This window comes from Parahoeflea halophila, assembly GCF_900220985.1.
GTDB classification, from domain to species: Bacteria; Pseudomonadota; Alphaproteobacteria; order Rhizobiales; family Rhizobiaceae; genus Hoeflea; species Hoeflea halophila.
The window spans coordinates 572,756-584,654 of the sequence record NZ_OCPC01000003.1; the positions used below are offsets into that span (position 1 = coordinate 572,756).

13 protein-coding genes are annotated in these 11,899 nt (G+C 59.2%); 10 read left to right on the forward strand and 3 right to left on the reverse strand.

Going from position 1 to position 11,899, the window contains the following annotated elements:
* Nucleotides 1-149 precede the first annotated feature (149 nt).
* Nucleotides 150-1,025, forward strand: coding sequence for an urease accessory protein UreD (locus tag CRO46_RS13260; RefSeq protein ID WP_097108290.1), 876 nt, complete (start codon nt 150-152; stop codon nt 1,023-1,025).
* 10 nt (nt 1,026-1,035) lie between these two features.
* Nucleotides 1,036-1,338, forward strand: a complete 303-nt coding sequence (locus CRO46_RS13265) for an urease subunit gamma (protein WP_097108228.1) — start codon at nt 1,036-1,038, stop codon at nt 1,336-1,338.
* A gap of 93 nt (nt 1,339-1,431) precedes the next feature.
* Here the strand turns inward: CRO46_RS13265 and CRO46_RS13270 are convergent, their stop codons facing one another.
* Nucleotides 1,432-1,974, reverse strand: a complete 543-nt coding sequence (locus tag CRO46_RS13270) for a hypothetical protein (RefSeq protein WP_143439040.1) — start codon at nt 1,972-1,974, stop codon at nt 1,432-1,434.
* 253 nt (nt 1,975-2,227) lie between these two features.
* Here CRO46_RS13270 and CRO46_RS13275 point away from each other — a divergent pair, with 253 nt between their 5' ends.
* The 5 genes from CRO46_RS13275 to ureC are packed head-to-tail and all read left to right on the forward strand — an operon-like array spanning nt 2,228 to nt 5,952.
* Nucleotides 2,228-2,533, forward strand: coding sequence for an urease subunit beta (locus tag CRO46_RS13275; protein WP_097108291.1), 306 nt, complete (start codon nt 2,228-2,230; stop codon nt 2,531-2,533).
* 39 nt (nt 2,534-2,572) lie between these two features.
* Nucleotides 2,573-3,388 (forward strand): cyclase family protein, encoded by an 816-nt coding sequence (locus CRO46_RS13280; RefSeq protein ID WP_097108230.1) that lies wholly within the window; start codon nt 2,573-2,575, stop codon nt 3,386-3,388.
* A 13-nt stretch (nt 3,389-3,401) separates the two neighbouring features.
* On the forward strand, nt 3,402-3,728 hold the full coding sequence (locus tag CRO46_RS13285; protein WP_210421524.1) for a hypothetical protein: 327 nt from the start codon (nt 3,402-3,404) through the stop codon (nt 3,726-3,728).
* A gap of 41 nt (nt 3,729-3,769) precedes the next feature.
* Nucleotides 3,770-4,183 (forward strand): lysozyme inhibitor LprI family protein, encoded by a 414-nt coding sequence (locus tag CRO46_RS13290; protein ID WP_179759055.1) that lies wholly within the window; start codon nt 3,770-3,772, stop codon nt 4,181-4,183.
* A gap of 56 nt (nt 4,184-4,239) precedes the next feature.
* Nucleotides 4,240-5,952: an urease subunit alpha gene (gene ureC, locus CRO46_RS13295; RefSeq protein WP_097108232.1), complete on the forward strand. Its 1,713-nt coding sequence runs from the start codon at nt 4,240-4,242 to the stop codon at nt 5,950-5,952.
* Here ureC and CRO46_RS19855 read toward each other — a convergent pair.
* A complete protein-coding gene (locus CRO46_RS19855) occupies nt 5,897-6,301 on the reverse strand; it encodes a hypothetical protein (protein ID WP_143439042.1) in 405 nt (134 codons plus the stop codon). The genes ureC and CRO46_RS19855 overlap by 56 nt on opposite strands.
* Nucleotides 6,302-6,419: 118 nt before the next feature.
* On the opposite strand from CRO46_RS19855, the gene CRO46_RS13300 reads away from it, so the two are divergent.
* The 3 genes from CRO46_RS13300 (at nt 6,420) to CRO46_RS13310 (ending at nt 11,380) form a co-directional block, all read left to right on the forward strand.
* Entirely contained in the window at nt 6,420-9,080 is a 2,661-nt protein-coding gene (locus CRO46_RS13300) for a bifunctional diguanylate cyclase/phosphodiesterase (protein WP_097108233.1), read from the forward strand.
* A gap of 633 nt (nt 9,081-9,713) precedes the next feature.
* Complete coding sequence (locus CRO46_RS13305) at nt 9,714-10,475, forward strand: uracil-DNA glycosylase family protein (RefSeq protein ID WP_143439044.1); 762 nt, start codon at nt 9,714-9,716, stop codon at nt 10,473-10,475.
* 227 nt (nt 10,476-10,702) lie between these two features.
* Nucleotides 10,703-11,380 (forward strand): hypothetical protein, encoded by a 678-nt coding sequence (locus CRO46_RS13310; RefSeq protein WP_097108235.1) that lies wholly within the window; start codon nt 10,703-10,705, stop codon nt 11,378-11,380.
* 77 nt (nt 11,381-11,457) lie between these two features.
* Here the strand turns inward: CRO46_RS13310 and CRO46_RS20160 are convergent.
* Nucleotides 11,458-11,899, reverse strand: a 442-nt coding sequence (locus tag CRO46_RS20160) for an ATP-binding protein (protein WP_143439045.1), incomplete at its 5' end; no start/stop codon positions are given.

The window sequence follows — 11,899 nt, forward strand, 5'->3', positions numbered from 1 at the left end:
GAGCAATCTGCGGAACAAAAAATGAGCGCATTGCCCACCATTTCATCACGGAGGCGCATCTGCACAGGCTTGGGCAATACCAGCAACGAAATTGCTTGCGTGCGGCCCGTGCATTTCCGATGATCCTGATCGAATACTTGAGGGACCCGATGACTTCCCTGTTTCCACTTCCGATTCCGCAAGGCGGCTCTGCCCTGCAGCGTACCCGCGGTGGTGGACGCCTGTCCGTCAAGCAGTCTGCGGGTGAAAGCCGGATTGACCGGCTGTATCAGGAGGGCGCGGCACGGATCCGGATTCCCCGGGTACAGCCGGGACTGCCGCTCGAGGCCGTGCTGATCAACACGGCGGGCGGACTGACCGGCGGGGACCAGATGGACTGGCGGTTCGAGGCAGGCTCTTGCGCCTCGATGACGCTTGCGACCCAGGCATGCGAGAAAACCTACAAGGCTCACGGCACCAGCGAAGCGCAGGTCTCGGTGCAGTTGAAGCTGCACCCGGACAGCTCACTTGCGTGGCTGCCGCAGGAAACGATCCTGTTCGACCGCGCCCGGCTGGCGCGCTCCATAGAGGTAGATATGGCGGCGGGTTCCAGGCTGCTGATGATCGAGCCGTTGGTCTTCGGCCGTCTGGCGATGGAAGAAGCCGTCATCAACGGTTACTTCCGCGACCGCTGGCGGGTGCGCCAGGAGGGCCGGTTGCTGCACGCTGAGGAAATGCGGTTAGGCCCGGATGTCGCCGATACGCTTGCGCGCAAGGCCGTTGCCGACGCCGGGCTGGCCATGGCCACCGTGTTGCTGATTGCGCCTGAGGCCGAGGCGAGACTGGCCGCGGCCCGCAAACTGATCGGTGAAACCGGTGGTGTCAGCCATGTGAGAATGCGCTCGCGCGAGGCTGGCAACGCACAAACTGGCAAGCTTCTTGCTCGCATTGTGGCAAGGGACAGCTACGATTTGCGCAAGGTGCTGGTACCTCTGATCCGCCTGCTCAACCCGCTGGGCGGCGTGCCGAAAGTCTGGTCGATATGAAAGAGACGCCATGAACCTGACCCCGAGGGAAAAAGACAAATTGCTCATCGCCATGGCTGCTATCGTGGCCCGCAAGCGGTTGGAACGGGGCGTCAAGCTCAATCATCCCGAAGCCATCGCCCTGATCACCGACTTTGTCGTCGAAGGCGCGCGCGACGGCCGCGCGGTCGCTGACCTGATGGAAGCCGGCGCGCATGTGATCAGCCGCGACCAGGTGATGGACGGCATTGCCGCAATGATCCACGATATCCAGATCGAGGCCACCTTTCCCGATGGCACCAAGCTGGTGACCGTGCATCAACCGATACGCTGACCGATGACAAGGGCGCTCTCCATTTCAGCAGCGGAAAATGCGCACAAAAAAAGCGCGGGCCGCAACCCGCGCTTCTGTGAGACTGACAAGTTATCAGCGGACGTAGACCGTCAGCGAACCGTTCGCGCCGGTCTTGGCGGCGATCACGCTGGAAAGATTGACACCTTCGGCCTCAAGCTTCTCATAGACGCCGGCGTTTGCCTGAAGCGACGTGCGCAAGTCGGAGACCGCGCTCTCGTTCTCACTCACCGCCTGATCGACCTTGTCGGCAGAGACGCCGGCAGAATCGAGTTTGACGACGGTTACATCCTTGACCTCGCTCATCGCGCTGACATCAGTGGCCACTTTGCCGTTGGCGCTGATTGCCGAAAGCACTTCGCTGTCGCTGTTGCCCGCATTCGCACGCAAATCCGTGTCAACGGTGGTGTCCACACCCAGTTTGGCATTGCCGCCGCCGGCTTCAACACTGGTACCGGCCGAAGCGTCTGCCGAACCGCTGTTTACAGCAGCGTTGGAGCCGCTGCTGGCCCCGAGATTGGCTCCGGCGTCTGCTCCAACCGAGCCCGCAAGTGCCGGGGCTATAGCAAAGCTCGAAGTCATGAGGGCGGCAGTCAAAATCTTCATCGTACGTTTCATAGGATCTCTCCTTTTTCCGTTTTGGTCGCCACCCGTTCAGCGCCGGGTGGCAGGGTCAAAACGATGTTGCGCCGAAGTGGTTGCGTGAAGACCGAGGGCAATTTCGTGATGTTTTCGTGGCGTGAAAATGTCCTTGCGCGAAAGACCGCCTGCCCCCGCTCCGGCCGGTCTGCTTTACACGGCGAACCAAAGCGACTCGCGGGAACGGAATGCGGTAAAGCGGGTTGTGGGAACACAGTTTGAGGAAGAATTCATGATACCAGGCCAGATCATAACCCGGGACGGCGAAATCGAGCTCAATACCGGCGCCCAGACCATCACCCTCAAGGTCGCCAATACCGGCGATCGCCCTGTGCAGGTGGGCAGCCACTATCATTTCTTCGAGACCAACGAGGCTCTGCGCTTTGATCGCGATCAGACGCGCGGACTCAGGCTCGACATTGCCGCCGGCACTGCCGTGCGGTTCGAGCCAGGTCAGGAACGCGACGTGACGCTTGTGCCGCTGTCGGGCACCCGCGAGGTCTATGGATTTCAGCAGAAGGTGATGGGAGAACTCTGAAGCTTTCGCATCACGCCAACCAAGAGACGGGGAAGCCGCATGTGCCATGTCTGTGTCATCAACAACGTCAAATCCTCAATGCTGTCGCGACGTGACTTCTTCCGGAAGACGGCAGCGGCCGGTCTTGCGGCGACCGCAGCTGGCGCCGTGTCCGCGCGTCCGGCGCTGGCCCAGGCGTCCGGCAAGGTTGTCGATCTGACCCATACACTGGACGGGGATTTTCCCACCTTCGATGGCAAACCCGGCATTCTCTTCACCGAGAATGTCAATTTTGACGAATCCGGCTATCAGATCTGGGAGCTGACCATATTCGAGCATTCCGGCACCCATATCGATGCGCCGCTGCATTTCAGCAAGGACGGCACGTCGGTTGCCGAGCTCGATCCGCAAAACCTGATCTGTCCGCTGTGCATCATCGATATCAAGAGCAAGGCCGCAGAGGAGCCCAATTCCATGGTCGAGCCTGAAGACGTGGAAGCCTATGTCAGCGCGCATGGCGAGATCCCGCAAGGCGCTTGCGTGGCGATGAATTCGGGCTGGCAAGACAAGCTCGGCGACCCGAGCTACCGAAATGATGCGGAAGGCAACTTCGCATTCCCCGGCTTTTCCAAGGCGGCCACTGACATGCTTGCAGACATGGGTGCCGCGTCCATTGCCGTCGACACGCTGTCGCTTGACCCGGGCAATTCGTCCGACTTCGCGGTTCACTATTCCTGGCTTCCGAGCGGACGCTTCGGCATAGAGAACATCGCCAATCTCGATGCATTGCCAGCCAGGGGGGCCACTCTTTTTGTCGGCGCGCCCAAGCATAAAGACGGCACCGGTGGACCTGCCCGCGTCATGGCCATGATCTAGGAGCAAACAGCTGATGCCGCGCAAACCCGTAAATCCGGTTGAAATCTGGCAGGCCTATGTCGGACTTGGCATGTTGGCGCTCGAAGCGCAGGCCGTAATCGGCATACGGTTGCTGGGCATGAGTGGCGCCTTTCCCGTCGGCAAGTCCGAAAACAGAAAGATGCTGGCGGAAAAGCCGCCGGCATTTGCCAGGGCCGCGACCGCGGCCGCGAAGAAAGCTGTGGCGGGCGGCAGCCCGGAACAAATCCTGACAGCTGCGGTCAAGCCATTGACCAGAACCGCGCGCGCAAACCGCAAGCGGCTCGTTTCGAAGGCGGTGGCGCGCCGCAAGAAGACATGAGGCGCGCCGTGGCACAAAAAGGAGTGAGACGGGCGTGGTTATTGACCATCCTGCTCGAGACGGCTCTGTTGGCAGGCGCGGCTGGCGTCGCGCGCGCCGACGACATGCCCGACTGTATTGACCCTATGAGCCAGGTTGAACTGACCTATTGTGCAGCCATAGACTACGAAACGGCCGATGCCGAGCTCAATGCAATCTGGCCGGACATCGTCGCGGCGGCCAAATCCCAGGATCAATATGTGGCCGAGCAGGTGGAAGGAACCGATGTTCCCACCACGCTTCAGGCACTGCGCAACGCCCAGCGGGCCTGGATCACGTTTCGTGATGCACAATGCGAATACGAAGCCTACGAGGTGTTCGGCGGCACAAGCCAGTCGATGGTCGGCAGCCTCTGCCTTGCGCGTCTGACACGCGAGCGGATCGAGGTGCTGTCGCGTACGCTGCAGAATCGTTGATGGCCTGATTGTTGCTTGCTCATACATGTGAGTAGCGAACCAGACGAGGATCACACATGCCCGCCAAGATTTCCCGCGCCGCCTATGCCGCCATGTACGGCCCGACCGTTGGCGACAAGGTCCGGCTTGCCGACACGGAACTCTTCATCGAGGTGGAGAAGGATTTCACCATCTATGGCGAAGAGGTCAAGTTCGGCGGTGGCAAGGTGATCCGCGACGGTATGGGCCAGAGCCAGACAACCCGTGCGGGCGGCGCCGTCGACACCGTGATCACCAATGCGCTGGTGGTCGACCATACTGGGATATTCAAGGCCGATATCGGGCTCAAGGACGGGCGGATTGGCGCTATTGGAAAGGCCGGCAACCCCGACACACAACCCGGCGTCGACATCATTGTCGGCCCCGGAACCGAAGTGATTGCTGGCGAAGGCAAGATCCTCACAGCCGGCGGCTTCGACAGCCACATCCACTTCATCTGCCCGCAACAGATCGAGGAAGCCTTGATGAGCGGGCTGACCACCATGCTCGGCGGCGGCACCGGCCCGGCGCATGGCACGCTGGCGACCACATGCACACCCGGTCCCTGGCACATCGGCCGGATGATCCAGGCCATGGACGCGTTTCCGATGAACATAGGCCTCGCGGGCAAGGGCAACGCCTCCAAGCCCGCAGCCCTTGCGGAGATGATCCTGGGCGGCGCCTGCGCCCTGAAGCTGCATGAAGACTGGGGCACGACACCCGCCGCAATCGACAACTGCCTTGCCGTCGCGGACGACTACGACGTGCAGGTCATGATCCATACCGACACGCTCAATGAAAGCGGCTTTGTGGAGGGCACAGTGGAAGCAATCAAAGGCCGAACCATCCACGCCTTCCACACCGAAGGTGCCGGCGGCGGACATGCGCCGGACATCATCAAGATCTGCGGTCTAAAGAATGTGCTGCCGTCCTCGACCAATCCGACACGGCCCTACACGGTCAACACCATCGCCGAGCATCTCGACATGCTCATGGTCTGCCACCATCTCGACAGCGCCATTCCCGAGGACATCGCCTTCGCCGAAAGCCGGATCCGCAAGGAAACCATCGCCGCCGAAGATATCCTGCACGATATCGGCGCGTTCTCGATCATTGCCTCGGACAGCCAGGCCATGGGCCGGGTCGGCGAGGTGATCATCCGCACCTGGCAGACGGCGGACAAGATGAAGCGCCAGCGCGGGCGGCTGCCCGAGGAAACCGGCGAGAACGACAATTTCCGTGTTCGGCGCTACATTGCCAAATACACCATCAATCCGGCCATCGCCCAAGGCATGTCCCGGCATATCGGCTCGATCGAGGTTGGCAAGCGCGCCGATCTGGTGCTGTGGAACCCGGCCTTCTTTGGCGTCAAGCCCGACATGGTGCTGCTTGGCGGCATGATCGCCGCAGCCCCGATGGGCGATCCCAACGCCTCGATCCCGACACCACAGCCGGTGCATTACCGGCACATGTTCGGCGCCTATGGCAAGGCGAGAACGGAATCCTCGGTGACCTTCGTCAGCCAGGCGGCAATCGAGGACGGGCTGGCGCACAAGCTCGGCTCCGCCAAGCAACTGTGCGCGATTGAGAACACAAGGGGCGGGATCTCCAAATCCTCGATGGTGCTCAACGACGCCATGCCGGATATCGAGGTCGATCCGGAAACCTACGAGGTGCGGGCCAACGGTGAGCTGCTCACCTGCGAGCCGGCAACCGAGCTGCCGATGGCGCAGCGTTACTTTCTGTTCTGATGGCCACCGCCAACAGCGCCTCTCTCCCGCCCCGTGTTCGCTGGACCGGCACTGGAAGCTCCAATACCGCTTGAAGCTCCGGTGAAATGCGCGGCTTTACATCGTCCTTTATCGGGCAGTCATGGCCAGATGCGGCATCGCGCAGTGCATCATGGCCGCGTTTGCGGCTGCCCTGCGCGATCAAACCGGACTCGTCGTCAAGTGCAAGCCTGCAACCGGTGAAATGTTGCAGCGCCGCAAGAGCAGCAGGAAGTTGCCGCACTTGGCTTAACTTGACTGCCATAGAAAAGGTTTTCACTTCGACCGCGGCTGTTCTTCGGTCAATCGCCGCACGAAAACGGATCTTCACCGCAGTCTTAGCCTTTTATTACCCTTTCCTGAAATAGAGTTGAGCTGGCTCGACGTCTAACCTGCCTCGGGCTCCCCTTCCGGGTGCAAAGATCAATACCGGCTATGCGTGGATTGCCATGAAAACAGAGCAGAATCAGGAAAAGAAATTCCACCAGATCCTGAGGCGACCGAGCATCATTGCCGGTGCCATTGCGCTTGTCGTGGCCGTTGCGACAGGTGTCTATGCAGAGCACCAGAACCACCTCGTCCACCACCAGAAAGAACGTGCCAAGGTCAGCGAACAGCTCGGAATTGTCAGGGCGAAGCTGGAAGGCAACGTCAACAGCAACATTCAGCTCGTCCGCGGGCTGGTTTCCGTGATCGCCTCCGAACCTGACATGGACCAGACTCGTTTCAGCCGGATTGCTTCAGGTCTTCTGGGAGACCATTCGCAACTGCGCAACATCGCCGGCGCTCCGAACCTGGTAATCAGCCTGATGTACCCGATGAAGGGCAATGAGAGCGCTATGGGGCTGGATTACCGCAAGAACGAAAAGCAGCGTGAAGCCGCCTTGCAAGCGGTTCGCTCGGACCAGATGATCCTCGCCGGTCCAGTGAACCTGGTGCAGGGCGGGCAGGCCTTCATCGGGCGTTTCCCGGTCTTTGTCGAAAATCAGTATGGCCGTTATCTTTGGGGTCTGGTTTCCGCCGTCATTGACAGCAAAAGGCTTTACAGCGCCAGCAACCTGACGGCCCTCAATCTGCCGATAAACGTCGCAATTCGCGGCAAGGACGCAAGCGGCGCCAGTGGCGAAGTATTTTATGGGGACCCAGCTGTGTTCGAAAGCGCCCCTGTTAGTTCGCTGGTGTCCCTGCCCAGCGGCAGCTGGCAGATCGCAGCCATTCCTGCGGGCGGCTGGACGGCCACGCCCGACAATGCATGGCAGGTACGGTTTCTCATCCTGCTGGCGGGGCTGCTGGTGATCCTGCCGATTCTGATCGCGGGCTACCTGAGCGACCTCCGGCAGTCCCATATCGAGGAACTAAACCGACGCCAACGCCAGTTGCAGCGGCTGTCGCAGCGACACAATCTCGCGCTTGAAACATCGAAGATCGGCGTTTGGGAAGTCAACCTCGACACCGAGGAGGTCAACTGGGACAGCCGGATGCGCGAGCTCTTTGCTCTCACTGACGAGGACGAGCCGCTCATGAGGCAGTCCGTTATGAGCCGCATTCACCCAAATGACCGGGAACAGGTCTTGGCCCAGTCGCAGCATGCGATCGATACCGGCGAGACTTACAGGTCCAACTATCGGATTTGCACCAGTGAGGATGCGACCCGATGGGTTCGCTCAATCGGTGCGACACATACCGATGAAGACGGCACACGCTACCTGCTCGGTGTCGTCTGGGACGTCTCGGCGGATGTCGAGCTCAACGCCAGTCTGCTTGCAGCCAAGGACAGCGCCGAATGGCGCAATCGGGAGCTCGAGGAAGCGCGTGCGCAGATGGAACGCAACTCCCTTCATGACAGCCTGACGGGCTTGCCGAACCGGCGGTTCCTCGACGAGAAGCTTCTCAACGCGCCCGAACGCAAGGTGACCGCGTTGCTGCATATCGATCTTGACCGTTTCAAGCAGATCAACGACACGCTGGGCCATGCTGCAGGAGACGCCATGCTCAACCACGCAGCATCCGTGCTGACGTCCAGCACCCGGGCGGGCGACCATGTGGCCCGGATCGGAGGCGACGAATTCATCATCGCCACCACGTCGGAAGCGGGAGAGAAGCAGCTGGAAGCCCTGGCCAGCCGGATCGTCACGAAGATGCGCGAACCGGTGCTTTACGAGGGACATGAATGCCGGTTCGGCGTCAGCATCGGCATCGCCATGGCTCAGTCCGACGAGCCGCTTTGCGGCAGGCGCCTGCTGATCGATGCCGACATTGCGCTCTACCGGGCCAAGAGCAACGGGCGCAACCGCTATGAATTCTTCAATGCCTCCTTGAAGGCCGAGATCATCCGCAACAAGCGTGTCGCCGACGATATTCTCAACGGGCTCGAGCGGGCCGAATTCGTTCCCTACTTCCAGCCGCAGTTCGACGCGAGAACGCTTGACATCGTCGGTGTCGAGGCGCTTGCCAGATGGGTTCACCCAAGTGAGGGCGTTCTGGCACCCGACGCCTTCCTGAAAACGGCGGGAGAACTGAACGTCATCCCGATGATTGACCGGGCCATCCTGGAGCAGACGCTGTGGCAATCGGCCCGGTGGAAGGCCGCAGGCGTCACCATTCCGAAAATGTCGGTCAATGTGTCCGCCGGACGGCTTTATGATGATGACCTGATCGAGAGCCTCAACGGGCTCGTGTTTGACCGCGGAACGCTGTCGTTCGAGCTGCTTGAATCAATCTTTCTGGACGACAACAACGAGACCATTGTCGCCAATATCGCGCAGCTCAAGGCTCTCGGCATCGATGTCGAGATCGACGATTTCGGGACCGGTTACGCCTCCATCGTCAGCCTTGTGCAGGTCAAGCCGACCCGGCTGAAGATCGACCGTCAGCTGATCGCACCGGTGGTTCAATCACAAAGCCAGCGCAACCTCGTGGCCTCGATCATCGACATTGGCCAGTCGCTCGGTATCAAGGTGGTTGCGGAAGGCATCGAGTCCAGGGAACATGCCGCCATACTGCGTGATATCGGTTGCGACACGCTGCAGGGCTATGCACTGGCAAAGCCGATGAACTCCGAAGAATTCATCGATTTTGTGCGCGCAGAACGCTGGCGCAGCGCCGCCTGATCCCGCAACGCCGCAGCAGCAGGGACCCTGCTCATCTACAACGCCCACGTCCAATCGGAAGCGCAAAGGGCGCTGTAACACTTCGAAGTGATGCATGTACATTATTGAACAGATTGGCCCATTTGGACGACAGCATACATGCATTGGTTCATGCAAGCCGAAATTGGCTTCGACCGGCGATCTCGCCACCGCCTTGGGGTGGCAATGGCGGGGCTGACGCAGCGCACCTGAATTTGGGCCGGACAAAGCAATTTCGGCGTTGATGCGCGGCACCGGATCAGCTAGAAGACCGCTTGTCAGCTGCTTTGCGGGGCTGAGCCAGGCAAACTGCGGTTTGCCCCTCCCCGCCAGGCGCAACGGATGCACCCGTAGCTCAGCTGGATAGAGCGCTGCCCTCCGAAGTGACCGGGGATGAATTGCAGCATGACCTGGGGCCGTTGGGTAGCCTGGCATCCTCTGTTTCCGGCTCGCAGACAAAAGCTGCTTCGGCACAATTCCCCCACTCCGCGGGCTCACCGTTACCAATTGGTGGCTGTCAGCATTCACTAGCTCCCTCAAACCGATGCGACTAGCATCGCCGATGAATAACTGATTCCTGTAGCAGGATCGTTCAGAATTCTCTGGAGGGGCATATTGAGAACGCTCGATGTCGACATACGATTTAACATGGATGGCTGGCCGCGCATCGCAGAGACTCAAAGCAAGCTATTTGCGGTAGATGCACTTGTGGAGATCTCGAATCAGTTGCGAGAGGAATTCCACAGCGGCCATTACAAAGATCGCAAGATGCCGGAAATCGCCCAGGCAGATTGGAAGACTGACCTTCTGTTGCGATACGACGATCGCGAGATTGGTTATGATCTACCCTGTCTGCTTTCGGCTGATCGTCCCACGAAGGGTCGGATCATGCTCTGTGCCCAAGATCCGTTACGCAAAGGCACCTCGCCCAGAGTAACCGTCGGAACCTTCTTTGGCATCGACAACAATCGCTATCGCCACGGCCAAAAGCATTATGGAGCGATCTGGAACCTGATACGGTTCTGCGTGCATGCCGGCTACGACGTATTGGTAACAGATGCCTTGAAGATCTTCGCCGGCAAGCACCAGTTGCGGAATGATGCAGCCTTAGAAAGGCTATGCCTGGACGTCCTTAGGGACGAAATCGATGCGTCCTCACCAGACAAGATCCTGACGATGGGACAGACAGCCGGTCACGCTTTGTCGTCTGTTAAGTCGGAGAGTTCACTCTTAAGGGCGCCTCATCCCACGGCCTGGGGCAAATGGTATCGTGTGGGTTCAGTAAACGAAAAAGAAGGCCTCCTTGTAGGCCTCGAGAACTATTATCGCCGGGCTCTATTTGGACCCGGCGTGGCCCAGGCTGTAGCAGGGCCATGATGGTGACAGAACAGGGAGTGCTGCCACCCTTAGGCACTAGTTCAAGTTTCAGGTCTGTGGCCGGTTTGTCCTGAACGTTCAATGAGCTCCGAGGGACGGCTGCCCTCCGAAGTGACCGGGGATGAATAGCAGCATGTATCGGAAGCCCTTGGGCTCTATAGATCCTTCGCAAAAGACCGATTATGGTGGCCAGCAATAGGCACAATTTCACCACTCGGGAAGCCGTAATGACCGACAATCAGCAGGCAAAACTCGAAGACGAATTGAGGCGGCTAACCACGCCCATCAATGGGCAATATCCTAGGCCATGGATGTCGACCTCGAAGACGCCGTGGTCTGCAGACGTTTTCATTGTTGGACGCAATCAAAAGAACGGATTTCCGGTCGACGTCGTCGGTAGCCATAAAAGCTATCTAGACGCCCTGTTCAATCGAAACGGTCGAAGCTGCCGGGGGCTCTACGACGAGATCGTTGCCAAGACATCCCCTACCCGGATTAATACGGACCGGCTCGCTGCTAAGCTGAGGGCCGGAGGCGTCACTAACGTGATCGAAACCAACGTGATCTGCTATTCGACGCCTATGAGCTCGGATCTTCGTTCCGTCGAGAACACGGGAGGCACAGAGCGAGGGACTGAGATATTCCGGACCATCTTCGGCATCATCAAACCGCGTGTGTTAGTGGTGCACGGTGCAGGCTCTGCCAAAGATCTCGGCCGGCTTCTGGGGAAAGTGTTGCCTGCAGAACCCACGTCGCCCGAAGTTACGGCAAGAGCCACAGTGAACGGAACCGCGATTTGGGTCATTCCAAGCCTCGCACCACCAAGATGGAATTCTTGGATCAGATGGGCCGACCAGCATCTCGACCTCGTTTGTCGCGAAGTCTCCCTGCAACTTAATGTGTAGCGCAGCAATATCCGAACGCTACGTCCTCTTCGGCGATCGTCCAAGTCAGGCAAGCCGCCGAGTCATAAGTTTAGAACTCAGCCCCAGAATTTCTGATAATTCGGACCGTGACTTTCAGGCTGTTGCCCCTTTTCTGGCGCTTTCATCCTAATCGGCAATGGCGCAGGCAAGTCGGGGCCGACAATAATAGCCTCGCCCTGTGACAGCGAAGGAATGAAGGCGGCAGCGCTACGGTCGAGATCGCCACATGCGCGTTCAATGGTCTCTCTGTCTCTGTCATTGGTGAGTCTGTGAACGAAGAGCGCTCCAAGCTGACTCAAAACATCCTGGGGAACGTCTCTCGGCCGCTGCGTGGCGATCACCGTTGTCAGTCCATATTTCCTTCCTTCTTTGGCGATAAGACCGAAGGCATCATGAATAGCCCCTAGATTTGTAGACGCCTTCTTCCCTAAATTTGAGGCAAGGAGGCCATCATGAGCACAGCCAAATTCAGTGACGATTTCAAACGCGATGCTGTTC